21 protein-coding genes are annotated in these 23,595 nt (G+C 47.4%); 8 read left to right on the top strand and 13 right to left on the bottom strand.

Going from position 1 to position 23,595, the window contains the following annotated elements; all coding sequences use genetic code 11:
- Positions 1 to 377: 377 nt before the first annotated feature.
- From AOA63_RS19790 to AOA63_RS11630, 4 genes are all read right to left on the bottom strand, one after another.
- Positions 378 to 671, bottom strand: a complete 294-nt coding sequence (locus tag AOA63_RS19790) for a hypothetical protein (protein WP_053959854.1) — start codon at positions 669 to 671, stop codon at positions 378 to 380.
- Complete coding sequence (locus tag AOA63_RS11635; RefSeq protein ID WP_278277068.1) at positions 668 to 1,267, bottom strand: CoA transferase; 600 nt, start codon at positions 1,265 to 1,267, stop codon at positions 668 to 670. Before AOA63_RS11635 ends, AOA63_RS19790 begins: the two co-directional genes overlap by 4 nt.
- Before the next feature lie 110 nt (positions 1,268 to 1,377).
- Positions 1,378 to 1,497 (bottom strand): CoA transferase, encoded by a 120-nt coding sequence (locus AOA63_RS20370; RefSeq protein WP_139061578.1) that lies wholly within the window; start codon positions 1,495 to 1,497, stop codon positions 1,378 to 1,380.
- A complete protein-coding gene (locus AOA63_RS11630) occupies positions 1,479 to 2,258 on the bottom strand; it encodes an IclR family transcriptional regulator (RefSeq protein ID WP_053959852.1) in 780 nt (259 codons plus the stop codon). The genes AOA63_RS20370 and AOA63_RS11630 overlap by 19 nt, the downstream gene beginning before the upstream one ends.
- Positions 2,259 to 2,451: 193 nt before the next feature.
- Here AOA63_RS11630 and AOA63_RS11625 point away from each other — a divergent pair, with 193 nt between their 5' ends.
- Complete coding sequence (locus AOA63_RS11625; protein WP_053959851.1) at positions 2,452 to 3,681, top strand: MFS transporter; 1,230 nt, start codon at positions 2,452 to 2,454, stop codon at positions 3,679 to 3,681.
- A gap of 855 nt (positions 3,682 to 4,536) precedes the next feature.
- Here AOA63_RS11625 and AOA63_RS19785 read toward each other — a convergent pair.
- The 5 genes from AOA63_RS19785 to AOA63_RS11605 all read right to left on the bottom strand — a co-directional run bounded on the left by AOA63_RS19785 (position 4,537) and on the right by AOA63_RS11605 (position 8,362).
- Positions 4,537 to 4,701, bottom strand: a complete 165-nt coding sequence (locus AOA63_RS19785) for a hypothetical protein (protein WP_171822697.1) — start codon at positions 4,699 to 4,701, stop codon at positions 4,537 to 4,539.
- A 52-nt stretch (positions 4,702 to 4,753) separates the two neighbouring features.
- Positions 4,754 to 4,951, bottom strand: a complete 198-nt coding sequence (locus tag AOA63_RS19360; protein WP_053959850.1) for a CrcB family protein — start codon at positions 4,949 to 4,951, stop codon at positions 4,754 to 4,756.
- 4 nt (positions 4,952 to 4,955) lie between these two features.
- Positions 4,956 to 5,399, bottom strand: coding sequence for a fluoride efflux transporter CrcB (gene crcB / locus AOA63_RS11615; RefSeq protein WP_053959849.1), 444 nt, complete (start codon positions 5,397 to 5,399; stop codon positions 4,956 to 4,958).
- Between the two features lie 91 nt (positions 5,400 to 5,490).
- Positions 5,491 to 6,654 (bottom strand): formamidase, encoded by a 1,164-nt coding sequence (gene fmdA, locus AOA63_RS11610; RefSeq protein WP_053959848.1) that lies wholly within the window; start codon positions 6,652 to 6,654, stop codon positions 5,491 to 5,493.
- 55 nt (positions 6,655 to 6,709) lie between these two features.
- Complete coding sequence (locus tag AOA63_RS11605) at positions 6,710 to 8,362, bottom strand: purine-cytosine permease family protein (protein WP_053959847.1); 1,653 nt, start codon at positions 8,360 to 8,362, stop codon at positions 6,710 to 6,712.
- Positions 8,363 to 9,680: 1,318 nt separating this feature from the next.
- Here AOA63_RS11605 and oxlT point away from each other — a divergent pair.
- The 3 genes from oxlT to AOA63_RS11585 all read left to right on the top strand — a co-directional run bounded on the left by oxlT (position 9,681) and on the right by AOA63_RS11585 (position 13,866).
- Positions 9,681 to 10,958: an oxalate/formate MFS antiporter gene (gene oxlT, locus AOA63_RS11600; protein ID WP_053959846.1), complete on the top strand. Its 1,278-nt coding sequence runs from the start codon at positions 9,681 to 9,683 to the stop codon at positions 10,956 to 10,958.
- Between the two features lie 123 nt (positions 10,959 to 11,081).
- Positions 11,082 to 12,746 carry an IS1634 family transposase gene (locus AOA63_RS11595; protein WP_171822752.1) on the top strand — a complete coding sequence of 555 codons (1,665 nt, stop codon included), beginning with the start codon at positions 11,082 to 11,084 and terminating at the stop codon, positions 12,744 to 12,746.
- 373 nt (positions 12,747 to 13,119) lie between these two features.
- A complete protein-coding gene (locus AOA63_RS11585; RefSeq protein ID WP_053959843.1) occupies positions 13,120 to 13,866 on the top strand; it encodes a hypothetical protein in 747 nt (248 codons plus the stop codon).
- Positions 13,867 to 14,230: 364 nt separating this feature from the next.
- On the opposite strand, the gene AOA63_RS11580 is transcribed toward AOA63_RS11585, so the two are convergent.
- The 3 genes from AOA63_RS11580 to AOA63_RS11570 all read right to left on the bottom strand — a co-directional run bounded on the left by AOA63_RS11580 (position 14,231) and on the right by AOA63_RS11570 (position 17,548).
- Positions 14,231 to 14,815 (bottom strand): hypothetical protein, encoded by a 585-nt coding sequence (locus tag AOA63_RS11580; protein ID WP_053959842.1) that lies wholly within the window; start codon positions 14,813 to 14,815, stop codon positions 14,231 to 14,233.
- A gap of 143 nt (positions 14,816 to 14,958) precedes the next feature.
- Positions 14,959 to 16,110, bottom strand: a complete 1,152-nt coding sequence (locus AOA63_RS11575; protein ID WP_053959841.1) for a ubiquinone/menaquinone biosynthesis methyltransferase — start codon at positions 16,108 to 16,110, stop codon at positions 14,959 to 14,961.
- A 670-nt stretch (positions 16,111 to 16,780) separates the two neighbouring features.
- Complete coding sequence (locus AOA63_RS11570; RefSeq protein WP_053959840.1) at positions 16,781 to 17,548, bottom strand: helix-turn-helix transcriptional regulator; 768 nt, start codon at positions 17,546 to 17,548, stop codon at positions 16,781 to 16,783.
- Positions 17,549 to 18,371: 823 nt separating this feature from the next.
- Between AOA63_RS11570 and AOA63_RS11565 the strand changes: the two genes are divergently transcribed.
- The 4 genes from AOA63_RS11565 (at position 18,372) to AOA63_RS11550 (ending at position 22,578) form a co-directional block, all read left to right on the top strand.
- Entirely contained in the window at positions 18,372 to 19,385 is a 1,014-nt protein-coding gene (locus tag AOA63_RS11565; RefSeq protein ID WP_053959839.1) for a LacI family DNA-binding transcriptional regulator, read from the top strand.
- 104 nt (positions 19,386 to 19,489) lie between these two features.
- Positions 19,490 to 20,770 carry an ABC transporter substrate-binding protein gene (locus tag AOA63_RS11560; protein ID WP_053959838.1) on the top strand — a complete coding sequence of 427 codons (1,281 nt, stop codon included), beginning with the start codon at positions 19,490 to 19,492 and terminating at the stop codon, positions 20,768 to 20,770.
- Between the two features lie 31 nt (positions 20,771 to 20,801).
- Entirely contained in the window at positions 20,802 to 21,680 is an 879-nt protein-coding gene (locus AOA63_RS11555; RefSeq protein WP_053959837.1) for a carbohydrate ABC transporter permease, read from the top strand.
- Between the two features lie 31 nt (positions 21,681 to 21,711).
- Positions 21,712 to 22,578, top strand: a complete 867-nt coding sequence (locus AOA63_RS11550; protein WP_053959836.1) for a carbohydrate ABC transporter permease — start codon at positions 21,712 to 21,714, stop codon at positions 22,576 to 22,578.
- On the opposite strand, the gene AOA63_RS11545 is transcribed toward AOA63_RS11550, so the two are convergent.
- Positions 22,568 to 23,521, bottom strand: a complete 954-nt coding sequence (locus tag AOA63_RS11545) for a family 43 glycosylhydrolase (protein ID WP_082343922.1) — start codon at positions 23,519 to 23,521, stop codon at positions 22,568 to 22,570. The two genes, AOA63_RS11550 and AOA63_RS11545, sit on opposite strands and share 11 nt — an antisense overlap.
- Positions 23,522 to 23,595: the final 74 nt, after the last annotated feature.

Raw genomic sequence — 23,595 nt, 5'->3', positions numbered from 1 at the left:
ATGGATTTGTCATCGTCATGCATATGGCTAGCGAAGAGATATTTACCTTACGCGGTTTTTCCGAATAAATGGGAATGCTATTCCCTTTCATCATACATGAATTGAAGAATCTTCCGCCTGTATTCTTCAAATATCCCAAAAGTCCTATCGCTAGCCATAAACTCTCCGGCTGCCTAATGCCTGCTGTTAAAGTGGGATCGCCGGGATCGTTCGCACCCGAACACTACTGAACTAAAAAAGATAAGGGGATAATGATTGACTCGTGGCAGCGACATGACAACTTGACTTTCGCATCTTCCTTATACACCGTTTTTAGATGTCAATCTATCCGCAAACCCTTGACAGGTCCCATTTTTTCGCCATTCCATTTTGGCGATTTAGGCGGACTTCTTGAAGGCTTGTAATTGATCGCCCAAAAATGACTCCGCAACCATCGCTTTCAGAGCAGCATATGGCGAACGTTGGAATTGAGCCAGGTCGACCGCACCGGATTCGGTGATCGTGATCAAGACGACATTTAAGAGTTCTTCGAACAAGGCCCACAGCCGTTGCGCCAAGTTTTTCTCAGTCAACTCGGCGACAATTCCTTCAAACAGTACTCCGAAGGATTGGTAGGACTCGACGCGACGGAAATATGCCAGAAAGGTGTAGGGAACACAGCACACGGTCACGTGCGCAATTTGAGCATCGTAATCCCGTGATAGGCACTGGTTGAGTTATAAGTGCTGCTACATTTCTTTAAAAACACTTCAATCGTCCAGCGCGTGGCATAGATTTCCATCATGGTCACGAAGGACAGCGAGCAGGATGTCCGTGGATAAAAATGCGTGCCACTCGCCCCGCATTGGTTTGCTATCCGGGATCGTGAAGATACTCTATATGACCAATAACAAAACGTGAAATTACCGCATCGCTGTTGGCCCCAATGGCGAGGAATGGATCCACCCACCATGTTCTCGGTCATCGAGTCCTCGGTCAACGCGACCTGGTCTCCGAGACTGACACCCACGCGCAAGGGTTCGCCCTCTTCGTAGCCTGTGACGGCTCGCAAACCGCCTATCGACTCCGCAATATTGTTGAATTCCTGTCGATTACGATAGGGCCCGGTTTGTCCATACCCCGATGAACTTACCATAATGAGGTTGGGATTCACGGTTTTTAATGCCGCATACCCGATTCCCCATTTGGCCAAGCGTCCCGGACGAAAATTTTCTACCACGAGATCCATCGTTTTGACCTGCTCACGCACTAAGTCGTCATCCTGCAGTGATTTAAATCAACGACAAGCAATTCTTTGTTGCGTAACTGGACAAGAGACCAATGAGATGTTCCCTTTTCGGGGTGAAACCTCCCCCATTGCCGTAAGAGATCTCCCGTTTATGCTTCGACCTTAATGATGCGTACACCAAAATCGTCCATAATGCGAGTGGCAAACGGTGCCGCGATCAGGGATCCGAGCTCCAAGACAGTGATTCCGGTCAATGGTCCGGCGTCCATAGTGCATTCCCTCCTTGCACGGCCAGAGACAGCGCCTGTTCTATTTGCTGCGCGGCATCTTGGGCAATCTTGATGAACTCGCCAAGAGCGAGGGGACCGAAGCGGTGCACTGGTCCGGATAGACTCATGCAGACCCTGGGCAGGCCGGGCACTAAAGCCGCCACGGACGCCAGCCCAGGTTCCCGCTCCTCAATGGAAACGGCATAGCCCAACTGGTAGATGGCGTTCAGTTCATCCTCGCTTACAGGGGCGATCGCGACCTGAGGAAAGCGGGCACGCGTCGCAGCGATGGCCTGTTCCCGTTCGGCGGGTGGCATTGCGCTTAAGAGAAGCTTGCCCGCTGACCCCACTCCCAGGGGAAACACCTGGTCAGGCATGGGAACATGGCGTACTTCTTGCGGACCATCCACGACGACCCAACAGACCCGTCTGTCCCGCAAACCGACAAAAATGCTAGCCGTTTCACGGCTCTTGTCCGCCATCTCACGTAGAATTGGCGGACCGAGCAACTTGAGCCAGCGGTAGGGATCAAACGGGCTATGCCATTTTGCAATCCGTGGTCCAATTGCGTATCCCTGCTGGCTTCTCATCACGATGCTCTCGTGCTCCAAGGTTTGCAGCAAGCGATGGACGGTGGTTTTGGGCAATCCTGTCACTTCAGTAAGGTATGCCAAACTTGCAGGAGACTGCTGGGCCAAGACATCTAATAATGCGCTCACCCGCAAAATGACGTGAACCGAACTCTGCTGTGTTGTTGACAACGGCTGCTCATCCTATCTCTATGTCGTTGATAAACTCAGAATATAATCATTAATCGGTATTGCTTGACGATATCCTATTCTTAGAGTATAACCGAAATTGCATAAGCGTTCCATAATTTGTACCATGATATTCCGCAATACGGAACACACACAGTGAAGGCCATAAACGGAGAGTTCATAAAGGGGGTTGCCCGTGAACAAGAAATGGACCATGCTCATTCTGATCTGGCTCATGATGTTTGTCGCTTACCTGGATCGCATTAACATTTCGGTCGCCGGCCCGATGATGATGAAGGGTCTGCACATGAGTCCCGCCCTTTTTGGTGTGGTGTTATCGGCATTTACGTTTGGGTATGCAATTTTGCAAATACCCGGCGGGTGGTTAGCAGATCGATTTGGCGCCCGAACCTTGTTGGTAGTCGCTCTTGTCTGGTGGTCCGTCTTTACCGGACTCACAGGGCTTGCCATTGGAGCGACCATGCTCATCGTAACTCGGGTGTTGTTTGGAGTGGGTGAAGGCCTGGAAAATGGGGCCCAATTTAAACTTATAGGAGATTTTTTTACCTCGAAAGAACGCAGTTGGGCTAACGGACTCTTCTTGACAGCCATCGCGCTCGGCCCCGCTTTTGTCGCCCCGGTCTCTACCTGGTTGCTAGGCACCGTGGGCTGGCGAGCCTTGTTCTTATTGTTTACGATTCCCGGCATCATTATGGCGGTGCTCATCTACTTTCTTATTCCTGTAAAGCCGCCAGGCGGAGTGGTTCATACCCCCGTTCGCGTGAAGTCTGGCCGACACCTTAATTGGAAGACGGTTTTGGAGCAGCCAGGCATTTGGTTAGTCTTCTTGGCTTATCTGTTCTTTAACGTAGCGTTTTGGGGATTTTTGGGATGGATGCCCAGCTATCTCTCGCTCAGTCGCCACATCGATTTGTCAGCATTAGGATTTGATGCCTCCGTTCCCTATGTCCTGGGATTCTTCGGTCTGGTCATTATCGGGTGGATTGGCACTCGCATTGGCCGATACAAGTCAAGCCTCGTCGCCATTAGCTATTTAGTCTCTGGCATCTTTCTGTATATGGCATATAACGCCCATACCATCGGCGGCACCGTCTTTGCCTTATCCGCCGCGGCCTTCTTCCTGTTCGGCGGGTTTGGTCCTATCTGGGCTATCCCTTTGGACCTCATTCCCGACAGCCTGCGCGGCACATTTACCGGTTTTGTCAACTTCGGGGGCCAAATCGGAGGCTTTTTTGCACCGATTGTTGTGGGTATCATCGTGACTGCCACGCATTCTTTCACCGGCGGGTTTCTCTTTATGATCGGCGGACTTATCGCGTCGGCCATTTGCCTGCTGATTTTGCAGAGTCTCAGCAAAGGACTAGCCGATTCAGCGGAAGTCAGCCCTTTATCCTCAGTCTCTTAATCCGAGAAGTCTACGGGATCACCAGGCGGAATCGGATCACACCGATTCCGCACTTGTCTTGATGAGATGAGAAAATCGATGCCGTATCTTGTGGTAAGGTTGTGGGACAAGGCACATGTCGCCAGTGCGACCATCTTTCGGCACAAATGGTACAATGCATCAAACTTTTTCACCGGAATTCAAACAACAGATTGTCTAAGAAGCTCAACACACGCTAAATGCCACACCAGTCGCTCGTCGCCATCAGCTTATAGTCCGTCGATGGCGCGTTGCTGGGGTGCGTGAGGTGGTAAAAGCCGCGCACTATCCCCGCGATGTCATGACCCTGGTGAATGAGAATGAACGCTTAAAAAAATTACTGAGTGAAAAAATCTGCAGATTGCTATGCCGTGATCTCTCAACATCGACACGGGACATTCAAGGAACGGCTACCGGACTCATGGTTCTTGATCCTGAACTCGTGAGAATGACACAAAGGCACCATAGTAGTCACATTAAGAATTTACGCTGTAACATGGAACTTGGTAACCGAAGTCGTCCCATCACTTTGAGAAGATCGTCAGCGAGCTGATATTAACAACAATCATTCCAATAAGGGGTAGCATACCTTTGAGGAAGAAATGAAGGGATCGTCTATAGCCCCCTGTTATGGAAAGGTTAGGCGATATATTCATATTAGCATCGCGGATATACCAGTGCTGAGTTTATACGTAATGTAAGATGGATGGGGCTAAGAGGCAGATAGGATACAGAGATTATCGAGAGTGTGTTGTAATACGTAGTTGAAGTCGACCAAAACAGCGAGCAACAGGTTAGTGAATTCTGCCCCAACTCTGACATCACTTTCGTTCCAGTTCATACCTCATCCTCAGTATCTTCTAATTGAGTTTGCGATACCGCGATGCGAGCTACTTCGCGAATCACCACCAAGCCCGCAAACGCAGCCGCCAAGCCGGTGAAAAGCGTCCCGGTCAAATACAGCACCGCCAAGCCTTTCGTGCCCTGCCATAACATATACACCCCTAACATAAACGTCGAAAACGTCGTAAATCCCCCCCAAGACGCCCACGCCTCAAAACAAACGCCATTGATTGGCTAAGACACCCAGTTCCGCACTGAGGGCCATGATGATCCCAATGAAGAAGCTGCCCAAGACATTAATGAGAAAGAAATTGACGGGCAGTTGATGATACGTTCCGATTGGCTCCAGACCCGTCCGCGCTAAGGCGCCGAGACCACCGCCTAGGCCTACCCATATCCAATTTTTCATGGGCTTAAACCCTCCCCAGCAGGAGACCGATTTCGACGCCCGCCAGCCCGAGACCGACATTGAACAAAACATTCAAAAACGCCAAACCCAGTAATTTTTCTTCGATAAGCCGCCAGGTTTCATAGCTAAAGGTTGAAAACGTGGTAAAGGCGGCAGTAAAGCCCACATCCAAGAAATTAAAGACGGCTCCTGAGGAAAACCGGGACACAATGAGCCCAATGAAGAGACAACCCAGCGTATTAATGACTAACGTGCCATACGGAAAGCCCCCGCTCGTGCGCTGTCCAACCCATTGTCCAACCTGAAATCGCGCCACCGCTCCCAAAAATCCGCCGATAAAAATAATGACCTCGTTCAGCGCAGCTCCCTTCTCTTGTTGGTAATCTTCTAGGTGACTATAGTAAGCACGAAGAAGTTGTTTTCTGACGGCAACACGAGCATCTTGCAAGCAAAGAGTCGATTTCGGCTCCGTAATAGAGACCGAAATCGACTTTTAAGAAGCTTTTGCCGTGAACATGTTATTTGTCGAACTTTTACTATTACCGAGGTCGAATATCTTGTTCAAAGATTTCAAGGGGAATGCCGAGCGACACACAGGCATTGGGAATATCCACCACACCACCAATACGTCCTTCAATAGGGGCTGCACCGAGCAATAAATAGGCTTGTTCACGCGTGTAACCGAAATTGGTGAGATAATCGATAGCATGCAAAGCAGCCTGACGATAAGCAATGGTGGCATCTAAATAATAATTCCGGCCATTTTCAACAGAAATTCCTTCAAATGTTAGATACTGTGAATAATGAGGTTCCACCGGTCCGGGTTGGAAGAGAGGACTGGTAATGCCGTATCGATTCATTCCGTCCTTGATGATGTCTACACCGAGATCAATCCAACCCGACATTTCGATAGCCCCACAAAACGTGATTTCTCCATCGCCTTGCGAAAAGTGCAAGTCCCCTACAGACAACAACGCGTCACGGACATAGACGGGAAAATAAATGCGAGTTCCCCGAGACAAATTTTTAATATCGACATTCCCTCCGTGTTCGCGCGGCGGAATCGTACGCGCAGCTTCTCGAGCCACACGATCACGCTGAGCACCTTTGAGTGTTCCCAAAAGTGCATTTTCGGCTAGAGGCAAGAGTCCTAAGGGAGGAACGCGATTAGGATCGGTCGCGACAAGTTCTTGTTCTCGTTTGTTCCACTCTTCAAGTAATGCGTGGGATGGCGCACATCCAATGAGTCCAGGATGGGAGATGCCAGCAAATTTTACTCCTGGTAAATGTCTAGAAGTTGCATAGATTCCATGGAAATCCCAAATCGCCTTGCGTGCTTCAGGAAAGATATCTGTCAGAAAACCTCCGCCATTCTCCTTCGCAAAAATACCCGTATATCCCCAGCCTTCAAGTGATCCAATGTCGAGGATGTCCACCACAAGAAGATCCCCAGGTTCAGCACCTTTGATGGCAAAGGGGCCACTTAGCATGTGGGTTCGGGAAAGATCAACCGTGGCCACATCCTCAGGACTGTCAGTATTGTGAATTTGTCCATCGGTCCATTCCATACATTCCACCCGAAAATCTTCACCGGGTTTAACTCCAATTTCCGCTGGAATATCCGGATGCCACCTGTTATGACCGGGTAGATCTTGTTCAGTCATTGATTTCTTCGGATCAACATGAAATAAGACTTTCGCCACGGTTTCATCAATCCTTTCCAAATAAAGATCATGAAATAAAGAGATCCTTCGTCGTTTAGACGCGAGGGCTCATATTTTCCTGCATAGCGGGGGCGATGTGAATATAGCTCCCGGGAACTTTGCAGCGGTCATGACAGTCGGCTTCCAAACTGCAACATAACGAACACACGGTGCCTGCGTGATGGGGACAGTCCACCATATCGTGCGCTTCAAAGCGAAAGTCACACACGGCACAGGCCACGCCGTCGGGACTCTCGGGAATCGTGGGGCTGGTGCGGGCAATGTAATATTTGCCGTGCGTGAGAAGGGCAATAATCGGGGACAGGACGAAGGCGAGCCCGAGCGATAAGAAGGGGGAGAACGCGCTCAGGACTTTGCCAAAGAGGCCAAAGTAGGCCGCAATCGACACGGCGGAGGCGATGACCATGGATCCGAATCCCACCGGATTAAAATTATACAAGTGGCCCCGTTTAAATTCGATATAGCTCGGACTCAGCTTCAACAGCGGCTTATTAATCACCAAATCCGCCACGACGGCACCAATCCACGCCACCGCCACATTGGAATAAAACCCTAAAATACTGCCCAAAAAGCCAAAGACACCGAGTTCCATCAAGGTCAGGGCAATCCCCACATTCAGCACCAGCCAGACCACGCGGCCAGGATGGACATGAAAAATCCGCGAAAAGAAGTTGGACCACGACAGGGATCCCGAATAGGCATTGGTGACATTAATTTTGATTTGCGAAAGGAGGACGAAAAAGGTCCCAAGGGTTAACGCCATGGCGACATTGGGAATCCACAAATGCAACGCATGCAAATACATTTGAATCGGTTCATCGGCTTTGACCGGGCCCACTTGCGGAGCAATATACGACGCGAGTACCGATCCCCCAATTTGTTTGGCCGCGCCTAACACGACCCACCCCGGCCCGGCCAGAATGACCGCCCACCACCACGCCCGCCGATTTTGCGCGGTCAGATTCGGCATAAAGCGGAGGTAATCGACTTGTTCGCCAATTTGTGCAATCAAGGACAACACGACCCCGGCGGCAGACCCGAAGAGCAAGGCATTGAAGCCGGCACGGCCCGCGCTCCCTGCAAAATGGGTCCAGTGGACAAAGGCGTGGGGATCTTTGGTGGCGAGGACAATCAGCGGCAGAATTAAGAGCGCTAACCAGACGGGTTGGGTCCACACTTGCAGCTTCGACAAAAAGGTCATGCCGTAGATGACTAGGGGAATAATGAGCAAAGACGCGATCACATAACTCACTGCTAAGGGAATGCCAAAGTAGGCCGTAATCGCCTGCGACATGACCGAGCCTTCCAACGAGAAGTAAATAAAGGTAAACGAGGCATACACCAGCGAGGTTAAGGTCGATCCATAGTAGCCAAACCCCGCGCCGCGCGTGAGCAAATCCATATCAATGTTATCGCGGGCCGCATAATAGGCGATGGGAATCCCCGTGAGAAAAATGATTACCGCCACAACCAGAATCGCCGTCAAGGCGTTGGTAAAGCCATAACTTAAGGTAATAGAGCCGCCAATCGCAAAGTCGGCTAAGTAGGCAATCCCACCTAAGGCGGAACTGGCCACGGCAAATTCACTCCAGCGGCGAAAGGACTGGGGCGCATACCGCAACGCATAATCTTCCATCACGGGGTTATTCACCAGCGCATTAAATCGTCGTTTGGATGGCTTACTCACATGGGCACCTCCTATAGAGAAGAATGTGAAATTTCCTTGAATCAATATGAAATTATACTGGAAGTTTCTGTAAAATACTTTGGCAAAATAACCAATAATTGTTATCTATTCCGATATTTGGGTGCATAGAAACTAATAACGAGATGTGAATATTCTCTAACTTTATCCTAATAATTAGCCACTCGTTACACGTGATCGGGACCTGTTAGCCGCCATATGCTAACGAAGGGTGAAGTCGTGGATAGCTGTCGAGCCGCCACACCGTTTAGTAAACACAGGTTTGATGCTCACTTTTACTGGCCATTGGCCAACAGTCAAACCGTACATTTGTGACGGGTAAAATACGCATGGAAGCATGATTTTCAATGGTGAGGCCGCAATGGACAATGTCCACTTAGAGGCCGTGAATACTAAGGGGATTTCTAAGGTTTCGCAGATTTCCCATCAAAATGTGGCCAGGTATGTCCATCTATGGATTAGTTGGATGCAAATTCTGTGAGTCTGTCAGACGATAGCGGAATACCAGTATTGTTTCGCCATTGTATATGCAGTGTAATACTTTAGGGTCCCCCAACTTGTCTAGTTTTTCGGCACACACTGTAATCCATTGTCTCATCGCAAAGACAATTATCGATAGTTCCAAACCGATACCATTAACTAGATATAAATCCCGCGGGGGATAACAACTGTTTTATCATGCCGTATCAAGCATGTGTGAGACTCTATTCACCCTTAAAATTATATTAATCTCTATTACCGGGAAAAATGGGCGCCGATCTTTGATTACAATAATCTAACCGTAAACCATAGAGTCTTCGCTCGACAGATCCTTTTACCCCGATGCACATCTCTCAACCAACTCACACAGCGGGGTAGTATGAGTTTAACGTAGCTCTTACCGCATAACTTGCCTAACAGTTCTTTGTAGATCAAACAACCAGGCATTCACTTCAAGCAATAACTTCTCTCCTTGCGACTATTTCCCCGCACGTTCACATTGCGCAAAAACAGGCAAATTCTATTGGTTAGGCAAGATTATGATGATCATTTCTTTTGTCATCTTCCTAATATATTCTCTTCGCTCTGTACAACTGGCCTGATAGCACGTTTGTATTTTTATATAGATTCCGGTCACAAGTTTGTTTGCTCAAATAAACCGCCAACACGGCGGCTTTGTTATTATTTATAATCAATAAACTAAATTTCTAACATAAATTCAGTTAATTCCTTACGTTGTTTTGATATTTTTCCGCTATTTCTATCCATCGGTATATCCTGTAGTGAATAAATCGGCCTTTTTCCAAAGGAGGACTGTGAGATGACACAAATAACGTCCCCATCATTTTCTGCCAAATCCACACAATGGAGACAGCTCGTCCTGGGAATTATTTTGATGATGAGTATTTCGAGTTCTCAATATGTCTGGACACTATTTGTCGATCCGATTCAAAAACATCTAGGTGGGAGTCTCGCCGCAATTCAGGTAACATTTTCGATCTTCGTTGTGCTTCAGACATGGTTTTCTCCATTCCAAGCTTTTTTGATCGAACGTTTTGGACCTCGTCTTCTCATGACCATAGGCTCACTCTTAATTGGAGCGAGTTGGTTCTTTTCTGCTACCGTCTCCAGTATTACTCAACTTTATTTGACATACGGTGTGTTAGGAGGAATTGGTTCTGGCATTATTTATGTCGGTGTCATTGGTTTAATGGTTCGTTGGTTCCCCCACCGCCGTGGACTCGCTACCGGTCTGGCAGCCGCGGGATACGGGGCGGGTGCTATTTTGACGACTTTCCCGATCGCACACATGATCAAGACGTCCGGTTATTCCCACGCCTTATTCCTGTTCGGAATAATCCAAGGTGCAGTGGGATTGATTGCCGCACAAGGACTTGTTAAACCCCCCTCCTATCAACCTAAGGCAACATCCATTGCAAATCGAACGAAATCTTATCGTCCTTCCGAAATGTTGCGAACGGCACCATTTTGGTTATTGTTTATCATGATGTCCATGATGTCTACAAGTGGATTGATGATTGTTTCTGAAGTGGGTCCTATAGCCAAGGATTATGGTGTCAGTCATGCTTTGGTTTTGGGTGTTGCAGCACTTCCTCTATCTCTCACGCTATCCCGATTCACGAATGGTCTTACCCGACCATTTTTCGGGTGGTTATCCGACTCCATTGGTCGAGAGAATACGATGTTTATCGCGTTCTCATTGGAAGCTCTATCCATCGTTCTATTAATCTCCTTTGTTACAAATCCCGCATTATTTGTGGTTTTAACCGGCCTAGCCTTCTTTGGCTGGGGAGAAATCTTCTCATTATTCCCTTCAACACTGACCGATTTTTATGGTAGTGAGCATGCCACACTCAACTATGGGTTACTCTACATGGCTCAAGGTGTGGGCGCGTTATTAGGCGGTCCATTGTCCGCATCCCTAGAAAGTGCCACAGGTAGTTGGACACCTGTCTTTGTTATCGTTGCTTTAATGGACGTGTTGACAGCGATTTTAGCTATTACGGTTCTTAAGCAACTGCATAAACGTTGGACGCCCCTAGCAGAAAATTTATCCAAAGAATCTTTGGCTGAATAAACAGGAAGAAAATCCCCTATCTTACTTTCCGCACGTGGCAGGAACAAAAAAAATTATTTTTTTGGGCTGATCGCAAAGGAGATTGGGTATCGCATGGCGAAGTAATCTCTTATGAACACACCCATGCCGACACCCGTTGTTGTGGGGGCTGGACCGGTCATCCGAGCCCTCTGTGAAGAAATTGGATTCGTCGAGGCCATAAATCAGACCGTTGCGTGGGATTCGCAGCGTTGCCACCTGTCGCCCGGCGAACGGATTTTCGCGCTCGTCGTCAATTTGCTCACCGCTCGTCGACCTCTGTATCGCGTCCACGAGCAATTTCAGTTAACCGATGTGCCCTTGTTGTTTGGATCCGGCCGCACCGCGGCCGATTTTACGGATGATGCCCTCGGACGGGCTCTGGATAAAGTCGCCGCCGCTGGTGGCGCCACCGTCTTCAGTGCCGTTGCAACGCGAGCGCTCTTGCACGACCACGTGTGGACGCCCGATAGTCCGGTGTTTGTCCACTGGGATAGTACGACCCGCTCGGTCTATGGCACGTATCCGGACACCGGATCCGAGACCGGAGTGCATCCCACCTATGGCCATTCCAAGGATCATCGTCCCGATCTGCGTCAAATTCTCCTGACGCTGTTGGGGACCCGAGAAGGCATTCCGGTGGTGGGCACGGTGCAAGACGGGAATCTGAGTGATAAAACCCTCAATGCCGAGATGATTGCGGCCTTAGACGATTACTTTTCGCCTCACCAACTGCAACAACTTGTCTACGTGGCCGATTCCGCTCTCATCACAGGTCCTAACTTAAAGGCAATGGCTGACCGTTCACTCCGCTTTCTCTCGCGTTGTCCGGAGACATTTCGAGCCGCGCACGATGCGAAGACGGCCGCCTTGGCGGCCAACGCCTGGGTTCCCCTCGGCAAAATCGGGGAGCGTGCCGATGCGGCCACCTACGCGGCCGCCGAACAGACCGGCGAAATTGAGGGCCGATCCTATCGGCTCGTGGTTTATCGATCCGATCATCTGGCTGAGCGGAAAGTTCACACCATCGCCCGCCAGATCGAACGGGCCCATAACCAGTTAACCCAGGCGGCGACTCGCCTCGCGGAGACCGTGTTTGCCTGTGCTCATGATGCCGAAGCGGCCGTGGCCGCTTGGCGGGCTACCGCCCAATGGCATCATGTCGAGGCGACGGTTGTCGCGGAAACACAGGTCCCCAAACGCACTACCCGCGGGCGTCCCCGCCACGATGCCCCCGAACCGGCTACCACCACAGTATACCGGGTCCATCCCACCATTGGGGCAGTCGATGCGCAACGCGTGCAGGCGGCACAGGACCGGGCGGCGACGTTTGTCTTAATCACCAATCTGCCGGCCTCCTCCTTTGATGCCCGCCGATTGCTCGAAGAATACAAAGGTCAGACGGTCATCGAACACCGTTTTCGCTTTTTAAAAGACCCGGCCTTTGTGGATGCGCTCTATGTGCAAAAGCCGGAACGGGTGGAAGCCTTAGGTTATGTGCTCTTGCTCGCCGCGTTAGTGCTCAGTCTCATCGAACGTCGGGCCCGGCAGGCCCCGCCCCTTCCCACGCCGACTCGCGGTCTGTTGGCGCGGCCCACCGGGCAGGAGGTGTTACATCATCTGCGCGGACTGATTGTTGTGCCGCTGGATGCCCAGACCCGTCAACTCTTTGTCCCGGCGGTTCATACCCAGTCGGTGGCGGCCATTTTGGCCGCATTGGGTTTTACGGATACGATTTACACGCAGGTGCCCCCTAGACCCTCGGGATAAATTCCACGGCTTTCACCCATCACGTGCGGAAGAGGAGCCCTATAGTGGTCTCTCTTCAACTAACCGTAATTGTTCTGTCATCCCCCAGGCCGCAAAGTGCATCTGGGGGATAATACGCCTCAAATATTTCAGACAACGGTAACCTCTGACTCAGATCAAACATCATTTTCCCGAGAATCTTTCCCACCTCAATATGTTTCATTATCTTTCTAAACATTTGTGGAAGGGAATGTGAGCGGATAGTGATGGAAATGCTCCCAAGAACGTTCAACGAACACTCAGCCTCACGTGACGAATTTTTGCGCTGTTTACATCATATTTGGGAGGAGTTTGCGATAAAGTGAGATTAAATACATGAAATGAGGAATATAAAATGTTAAGCAAAGCCATTGCTATTTGGCAACAAGCCCTTCAGCAAGCGGGAACTTGGACCGCATTAGTATGGACCGCTGCGTTTTCCCTTCTTTTATTTCTCGTTTTGGCCCTCATTGGTGCCGGAGGCATTTTCTCGCTCCTAATCCATCCCGTGTATATGAATAATCCAAGCGGATTGTCTTACAATATGGCACGATTTGCTGGAAGTTTTCTAATTATTGACCTCATCCTATTAGCTGCGGGACCTTTTTTAACGGCGGCCATTTACGGACTTTATGGGCAAGCGGTTCGCGGCGAGCGTGTATCTTGGGAAACATTTTGGATAATGGGACGCCGCTTATATGGACGGGGTTGGGGATTCGTTCTTTATGTTATCTTGTATTTTCTCGCTTTAATGATGTTTGCGGGAATAATTGTGATGCTTTTACACCGCATCGGCGTCATTCTCGTGCTCCTGGCCTTCGTACTATCAATGCCCTGGGTTCTTCGCATGACGGGGGGATTATTTGTTGATCAGCTGACATGGAGTCAAAGCTTGGCTGCCAGTTTTCGCTCTTCTCATTATGGAACCTTATTACTGGGGATTATCCTAACCGGCATTGTCTATGTACTCGCCATGGGACTTGTTTTCTTTGTCATCCATATCCTCGGATTTGTGGGTAGTATATTGATGTTTCTTATTGATCTGATCTTATCCGTAGTGGGCCCCGTTTGGTTACTGTCACTTTATGTCGCCGCTCAATAGTATTGGAACAAGGTCTAAACAGAACACACTATAAAATTTGCTGTGACATCCATCATGTGTTAATTACGATTTATTGAAGTGAACGAAATCTCTTGGGGCATTTAATTTATATGATAAATCATAGGGTCTGGTAGCGCTGCCAATACACCATTGAGCGCAGGATCTTTCTTGATCCACAAACATATACAAACATATAATGTAGACAGCCTACCAGACCTTCTAGCAAGCAAATTTCTCTCTCTGTTCAAGTTACGCTCATAACACTATTGCCATATTAGAAAGTATGGCCAAAGAAAGAATACTATATGTCCTCAGTTTTCCTGTCCCCGGTATCGCATCGGTAATTTTTCAAGAATGTTAAATATCACCTTGAGGCTAATTTGAACATTCGGGGATCCTTCATCCGATGTAACATGGCACCTAGGGTCAGATGCTTGGGATCATCCAGTGCTTCACGCCAGGAATCCGCCGTCACGTCCATCATTGCCAATGTTAACGGCATTATATCGGATTCCATCATGCGCAATAAACTCTGACCCGTTTCTTGAGCTAATGAAGCCATACGTTCAACTGTCCCAGGACCTATAGATTCTTTAAATGCCTTGATAAGATTCACGACATCCATCAGGGCTTCCCAAGTTCCATCAGATTGCCACATCACCAGTTGACTAAATGCCGCAATTAATACTTGTTGATGATCAAAGACATAGGTCAAGGTTTTTAAGGTCTCCGCGTCCGTAATGCGTGACAGCAGTGGACCCATGTCAGCCAATAACGTACCCATGCGCTCAGCCATAGGCCCCGTCGCTGAACTTTGAATAGCGGTTAGAAGCGCCATCCATTGCGTGAGAGCTTCCCATGTTCCATCTTGATGCCACAGGCCAAGCTGCCTAACCAGCTCTTTAAGAGCGTCCTCTCGGTGTAAGGCCTCTTGTAACAATTCTTTCATCTCTGTACAATCATTGTTGTGATGTCAAATTAAACTCGCTGAAATCTTCCGAAAAAACCACGGATAACATGAGCTGGCATCTTGAACCTTCATTAATCTCGACCAACTAATCCGTGGATGACAGAATTTTCATTTTTCTCTGGCTATCTTGTGGCGAAATCCGTAGGAACCATTAAAACCGGAATAGTGGAATGCAGGCTAACATACCGGGAAACACTTTCCTGCCAATAATCGGAGGCAATTTTTCGTTGTTTATTACCAATCACTATCATATTAACGTGATTTCTTTGACAAAATTCCACCAATGTAGGCCCAGGCCGTCCTTCAACCATCGTAGTTTCAACCTGAAATTTTCCCGGCGTCAGAAGATCCTTTGCCATCGAGTGCTGATGATGCCAAAATTGGCGATCAGTCTTTTGAATCTGCTCGGGATAGAGAGATTCCGGAATGACCGTAACAAGATGAATAAGAGTACCGTCCCTAATAAATTCATTAATCCACCGTGCTGCCCGTAATGATGTGACCGAGCCATCCATTGCCCAGACAATGGTTGAACTAACTATAGAAGTCTTGGGGGCGGAAGGTCTTGGCGCTTTGCTTCCGGTTAACATCACGACCAAATCTCCCAACCATTGGCGAGCGGATACCTGAATGAAACCCCTTTGTGTCATCTCACTACGTAATTCCTCAACCGTTGGCGCATGCTGCAATGAAACACGCAACCATTGATAAGGGATTAAAGCAGGATGAGATATAGTTGCTGTAACGGCATCAAGACCTTGCCGCGCCAGAATGCCTAACTGAGTAAGAGGTTGCACCATTTCCAAAATGGTCAATTCGCCTCCATACTTCAAAACTCGCATCATCTCCTGCAATCCTCGTATCCAATCGACCATATTACGTAAGGAGAATTGGGCTGTAACACGATCGAACGTATTATCTTCAAAAGGCAAATGTTCAGCAGATCCCAATATCCATTCAATAGATGCAGCATCCGGATCGATCATCGTTGACTTTGCCACCGTTAACATGCCCTCAGAAGGATCAAGTCCAACCACCTGCCCTTGTGTTCCCAATTTCTTAGCAATAAGCCGTGTGGTAGTTCCTGTCCCGCAACCAACATCTAATACTTTGAGTCCAGAAGACAAATGCATGTCTTCGATGGCAAAATGATGCCATGCTCGAATCCCACCGACAGACAAAAGATTACTCCAACGGTCATAATGCATCGCAATGTTATTAAATAATTCGGGAGTCTCAGCCTGTGGTTGTTGCGACTTTCTATCACTAGGCATAATATTTCCCCTTTGCACTGAGTATTCTATTCAAATTCCATCATCTGTCATAACTATATAAACCAAGATATTGCCCCTAACAGGGCTAAATGGCTCTTCTCCAATGACCACATGACCTGATATAAGGTGACATCATGGATCAGTGATGAACGAAATTCGCTAAATCCACATCGAGCAAGTAGCGGACGCCATTATATAATTCAGAGCTATGATGCTTCAAAAAAATCAGTCTTTGTATGTTAGAAAACCTATGATTACCACAATGACGATGAATTCGCTCGCCATTTGTTTCGTGTTGTCCAGTTAACCTTTATATGGAATAAAGAAATCGAGCCCTCGTAGTCTCGTCTTAGACGTCTCCCAAATTTAGCGCGTTGACTTATGCTCTCCCTCTGTCTTTAGTCGCCATGATGTCCCTTATCTCACAACGTCGTTATTGGGCAGATTGTGCTTACACTGTTAGAATTTCAGTGGTCTCATATCGCTGACGTGGAGCATAATCAGAAACATTCTGCCCCATAGACATAAGAACCCCAAACATCATAACGATGCTGCGGTTATGAATGTTGGATACGATTCGACGAGCTGCAATTGCATTCTGGCGTTTCGGTGTTAAACCATCTGTAGGTCGTTTCTATAGTGGCATGGTATTTTGGGGGTCAGGTATTCATTAGGAGGATGATTCCCGCGGCGTCTTCTTGGTTTCACACTTTTTATCAACTAATAACATCTCAGTCTCTTGGGACTTGTTGGTTGACTCTAAACCCATGTCCAATAGGATGTTAAAGCTACTATATCTGTCATACATTGCAATAGCACTCGCTCGGTTATTTACGCCCAAATATCTAAAAATGTGATGAATCCGATGTTTTGTCTGTGATAGAGAAATTCCGCAATGTTTTGCAATTTGGGGATTAGAATAGCCTCGTACTATCAAGGACCATATTTTGTAATCCAGCAGAGATAATGCATTTCTTCGGGAATATCCTGTTGCTTGCAATTCCGCCACTATATCTTTGGCCATCTCTATGTCAATACTTCCTACGTGATAATACGCCAGACGAATCATACTTACGATCACCGACGCCCGCATGGAACAGGTTAATCCCACTACCCCATAATCAAGCATCCTGATTATACCATTCCCATAGAACGGTTCTTTGCTGACTACCACCATCGCCGTGTTCGGAAACTTTTGATGGAATGTCATGAGTAAATCGCCAAGAATAGTCCATGGCAACATGATTACGGCAACGTCAACAGCATCACGGGGGAACATATTCAATATCTCATCACTGTCCCGCACCACCCACTGACAACAACTCGTCATGTCACTGTGAGCGTTAATTACGCGGCATAATCCTTCCTTCTCCAATTCACAGGACACTAATAAGGCAACTCGGATGCGATTATTCTTGGTTTCGGTCATAGTCATCATAGTGTCCCTCCAGTATGAGGGTTTAAGTGATCCTCATTTAAGGCATCTTCATTCGGCTTTTTATCAAAAAGTTCATACCGAGCCATACAAATTATTGTTTCATCCTCATCAACACTGGAGACAGTCAAGAGCGTCTTGCGAAAATACTAATCTCGTTAACGCTCCACTTTGTTCTCTATTAAGAATAACCAATGGCGATGATTCCAGGCAGGACCACATGGTCCACTTTATAAAGGACCCCTTTGCGTCCCTAACAGTCAGGTTACCTCCGAATCCGCGTCAAGTCAGATCCCATTATCTATGACCCCGATCTACAAACTATCAACAAATGTGAGGGAGAACCCTTTTTATTTGGCTATATACCTATGCCGGCGTGACCCTGTTGAGGAGATACGGATAGCTGGTGTGCGAGGGGATGCGGTGTGCTGCTCAACGGCTCGGATGCCACTCCCCAAAGGCCCATCACCCGCTTATATTTCGTCTTCAAAAAGCACAAAATGTCCGTGAAAGGCTAATCGGTCAATCATGGCAGTATGACTATTTATTCTTGATAACTTTTACTACCACAGTGCTCTATAACAGTCCGCACTTTCGTGTTAAACCGAATCATGCTTAAGCCGTCACAATGAGCATTGTTAACTTTAAATTATGCACTCTATACATTTCGTCCAAGTTGACGAATAGTTAGATACTTCACTGTTTGTATGATATTCTTTTTATTTTGATAATCTTTTGCAAAATTATTGACTTACCACTATATTACATCTATTCTAAAGGTAATCGTTTACGTGTAAACGATTACCTTAGTGATGGGGGAAATTTCATGGCAACCATTCGTGACGTAGCCAAACGTGCTGGTGTATCTACTGCAACGGTATCCCATGTCATCAATGGAACCCGTCCGGTTGCGGAAAAGACGCGTAATCATGTTTTACAGGTCATGAAAGAATTGAACTTTGTCCCATCCGCCTTAGGTCGTGGACTCCGAAAAAATACCTTACGAACTATTGGATTTATTGCAGCTGACATGGCTAACCCATTCTTTGCGCAAGTATTTCGTGGCGTTGAAACTGTTGCTCGCGAAGCGCATTACACCGTCATTGTTAGTCACTCCGATGAAGATGCCAACCATGAAGAAGAAGCGATTCAAAACTTGGTAGCCAAAGGAGTTGACGGCATATTACTGGCCCCGGTTCGGACCGAAAACGATGATACGACCTTCTATGCGCAAATACCGGTACCAGTCGTCACTTTTGACCGACAATTGACGCATCTAGCATTACCTGCCGTCACCACCGATAGCCAACAGGCGGTGGTTGAAGCCGTCGAGTTCTTTAAAAAGCAGGGGCATAAACGTTTTGGTTTTATTACTGGACGACAAGGATTGTCCACAACGAAAAATCGATTAGAAGGCTTTCTCAAAGCGACCCAACACGCTGAACGATGTATCTTTCAAGGAGATTCCCGTTACGACGGAGGGGTTAAAGCAGCTCACTGGTTAGTGCAGCATCCACACATGCCCACGGTTGTGGTTATTAGCAATAATTTAATGGCGATGGGCCTTGTCTATACCATGCAGCATAATTATCCTAACCAGTTAGCAAGTCTCACTCTCGTAGCCTTAGATGATGAACCATGGACATCGTTCATTCAGCCACCACTGTCTGTGATATCACAACCAACATATGACATTGGACGCACGGCAGCTGAATTGTTACTCAAACAGATTACTGGTATTGATGTGCCTTCATGTACCACGCTGTCGTGCACATTTATTCCCCGTCTGCCATCGCAGCGAAACATTGAGGGCACATCCCAAGGATACATCCAAGACTAGCAGACAAGACATTGCAGGCAGAATGTTCTGATGAAATCGAGCCCGTCCATCGACGTATGTCCCGATTGAAAGAGATTATTGAGGAAAAATTGGAGGGATAGATTATGCATGCATCCATGCGCTGGATTTCCGCCTTATGTCTTACCTCAGTTGGCACATTGGCTTTGGCCGGATGCGGAACCAGTCAAAGCACTACCGCGAGTGGCCCCGTGTCATTGACGTTTGAAGAAGGAATTCAGTCACCACAGACCCAGGCCTATGTTCAACAAGAAATTCATGTCTTTGAAAAGCAACATCCAAACATACACATCACGATGCAAAACTATGGGGCTGCAGATTCGGAAATTCCCAAGATCGAAAGTGCTGTTGCTGCGCACAACCCGCCTAATTTACTTTGGATTGCCCCAGCTTATACTGGACAGTTCGCCTCTTCCAACGCCATTGTCGAAGCCCAAAAATACTTTCACAGTGAGAAATTCAATTCTTCCACGATATTTCCGGGACTTCTTAAGACAGGCGTTTACAAAGGCAAAGTATGGACAATGCCTTTTGATGCCAATGATTTGGCCGTGTACTACAATAAAAAGTTATTCAAGCAAGCTGGAATCAAGACGCCTCCAGCAACATGGCAACAATTCCTGACAGATGCCAAAAAGTTGACACACGATGGTACGTACGGCTTTGAAATGCCGATTGGCAATCAGGAGTGGACTGTATGGATATGGGAAACATTACTGTGGCAAGCAGGCGGGCATCTACTTAATAGCACACGGACAAAAGTAACCTTTGACTCTCCGGCCGGGGTGAAAGCACTCAATTACTGGGTCACGCTCATGAAGGATCATGTCGCCACATTTGGTCCTTTAAATCAAGCATATCAACTAGGTGACTTCGAATCCGGAAAAGTGGCGATGATGATCAATGGCCCATGGAATTACAGCGCTCTCCAGCAACAACATCAAGTTGATTATGGAGCATTCCCTCTACCCAAAGACAAAATTGCTGCCACCAATATCGGGGGGGAAAGTTTGTTCATTTTCAATACGACCCCTGCACAAAACAAGGCTGCTTTTCTCTTTGCCAAATTTGTCACGTCACCGCAATTTCAAATCGGATATGATACCGGCAGTGGATATTTACCCGTGTCAATTCCCGCTGAACAATCCACTCAGTATCAACAGTATTTGAAAAAGAATCCGTTTATTCAAGTCTTTGCCAAGGAAATGAGTGTGGGAAAGGCTCGCCCACCGATTCCCGCTTATTCTCAGATATCTGCTGATATCGGCAATGCCATTGAAAACGCGCTCTACGGAAAAATGTCAGCTTCCCAGGCCCTTCACCAAGCAGCAATTGCAGCGCAACAGGCACTAAATAATAACGGTTAACACAGATACGATTTGGTAGGGGGATACGTTCATGGTTGGTCAGCGGCATTTGTGGTGGTGGGCCATGTTATTCCTATTGCCTGCTGTCATCTTAACTCTGGTCTTTTTCTATTACCCGATGGGCTATATTGTCTGGCTTAGCACACATCACTGGAATGGACTATCAACAATCAAACCTTTCTCGGGATTTAGCGAATATACACATCTTTTTCAAGAATCGATTTTTGGACAAGTCATTCGCAACACCGTGATTTTTGTCGTTGGTACAGTCATTCCCAGTATCGTCATCGGTCTTGGCCTGGCTTTATTGGTTAATCGCCCTCTACCATTTCGTTCACTGCTACGGGGCATAAGTTTTGCACCATATCTAGTGTCTTTCGTTTCAGCAGGTCTGGCATGGGTATGGATGGGTAGTTCTAATGGCTTATTTAATCACTTGTTGGGCTTCCTCGGACTGCATCCGGGTAACCTAGTGAGCAATCCAACCTATGCTATGCCTTATGTTATTGCTATGTACACGTGGAAAATGGCAGGATATAACATGGTTTTGTACTTGGCCGGCCTTCAAACCATTCCGCGAGAAATTTATGAAGCGGGTGCAATAGATGGATTAAAGGATGGTTGGACACAATTTCGTATGATTACCTGGCCTCTTCTTCGAGAAACGACATTTTTCGTCATCATAATCAATTTGATATTCAGTTTCCGGGCTTTTTCCGCCATTTATGTCATGACCGGCGGCGGTCCCATCCACGCTACCACAACGTTAGTTTATTACATCTGGCGACTGGCTTTTGTCCACAATTCATGGGGACAAGCCGCTGCCGCGTCCACATTATTGCTAGTTATTGTGTTGTTGTTAACGGTTGGTATGGTCCGCTACTTCACCACAGACGCGACCCCACACTGAATTTGCGTGATCGCTAGGAGGTTTTTGGCACATGATGCGCTTACATCCAATTTCCACGGCTCCTCATCAGAACACCCAAATCCATAAACAAGCATTATGGCGGTATCTTCCGTGGATGATCGCCGCAGCAGTTGTTTTCGGTTTCCCTTTCTATTGGATTATTGTTGGATCGCTCAGTTCTAACACCGCCATAAGCACGGGTTCGATTCCATTGTTCCCATTGCATCCTGACTGGATGAATTATTTGCATGCATGGAAATACACAAATTTCGGCCGTCAATTCCTCAACACCTTAATAATGGCTTTGAGCGTAACCATTGCGCAAGTTCTAACTTCATCGATGGCTGGATTCGCTTTAGCCCACATGAAATTTCCCGGGCGGCAAACCATTTTTATTGGCTTTATTGCCACTCTTATTGTGCCTTTTCAAGTCATAGCCCTTCCCATTTTTGTTCTCATGGCCGATCTTCATTGGATTAATACCTTCGGTGCTTTGATTGTGCCTACGGCAGTCAATGCTTTTGGGATCTTTCTCTATCGTCAGTTTTTCTTAACCATCCCAGAATCCTTTCAAGAGGCCGCAATGCTTGATGGAGCTACCCCGTGGCAAGTATTGTGGCATGTTTATTTGCCGCTTGCGAAGCCTGCTACTGTAACTCTGTCACTACTAACATTTATTGCTGAATGGAATTCCTTTTATTTACCTTTCTTGTTTACAGAAACGAAGTCCATGTATACGGTGCAACTGGGATTAGTAGCCTTTCAAGGAGAATTTTCCACTATTTACAATTTGTTAATGGCCGCTACAGTGTTTATCAGTATTCCTGTTTTCATCCTCTATATTTTGGGACAGCGGGCGATTGTGGAAGGGATCGCAACAACCGGCACTAAAGGTTAATTATTTGCAAGGTATGGTTTGCAGTCTGAATCAAACCTTTGGGATTATCTACACCATACGGAAAAGGATGTTGGGGATATCCTTCTTCCTCACCCATGCGCCATCCCAACAAACCCCACTGGGTTCCCAAGTTAACCGGGCGTAATGCATACCACTTTTCGACAACGATAGGTGGTTTGACAACGACGAAAGGGCCAGTAATGTTTTGGCTACGAAAACATAAAGTGCCGGTAATAGGTCGGCCAAAGGGACTGGACGGATGGAACCATTCAGCTTTGACGGACACAAACAGATACCAGGCATCCTCCCACCAAATAATTGTCGGAACTTCTAAGTGCTGAAACCAACCTGGGCTTAACAGAGGCGGCATTAATGTCCAGTGATATAAATCCTCAGACACAGCGTAGCCAATAGCACCTTGATAGCCTAAAGGACGTGAACGATCATGACACGCAATTAAGAGATAGAACAGCTGGGAATGTGGGTCATATACAACAAAAGGATCCCGCCATGTAAAAGATTCGGGTGTCTCTTCAGAGCCAGTCATATACCACTTAGAATGCGGATAAAGAATGGGCGATTGACCAAATCGAGTCCAAATATCCAGATTATCGGAAACGGCTAGCCCAATATTCTGCGTTCTGGTTCGCGCATCTCGTCCCGTATAAAACATAAACCATTTATCTTGATATCCCATCACGCTCCCTGTCCACAACGACAGATCGTCCCATTGTCCCGCTCGCCCTTTGTGTAACGCATCTTGACGCCGTTGCCAATGAATTAGATCCGAAGAAACCGCATGGCCAATACTAGCCAAATCATGACGGATATATGCGTGTCCAGCTCGAGGTGCTTGTAAAAAATAAAGGTGGTACTGGTGCTTGTCGTGCACCGCCCAAAAATCCCAAATTCGATGGTGAGGATCAAACAACATGACATTCATTCCTTTTTTGCCAAAGGTGTTTTAATCATATCGCGACTACCAGCTCGAAGCTAGTAGATACAAGAAAATTCTAA

Origin of the sequence: Sulfobacillus thermosulfidooxidans, from assembly GCF_001280565.1 — a bacterium.
GTDB lineage: Bacteria > Bacillota > Sulfobacillia > Sulfobacillales > Sulfobacillaceae > Sulfobacillus > Sulfobacillus thermosulfidooxidans_A.
This window is presented reverse-complemented; position numbering and strand designations above follow the sequence as displayed.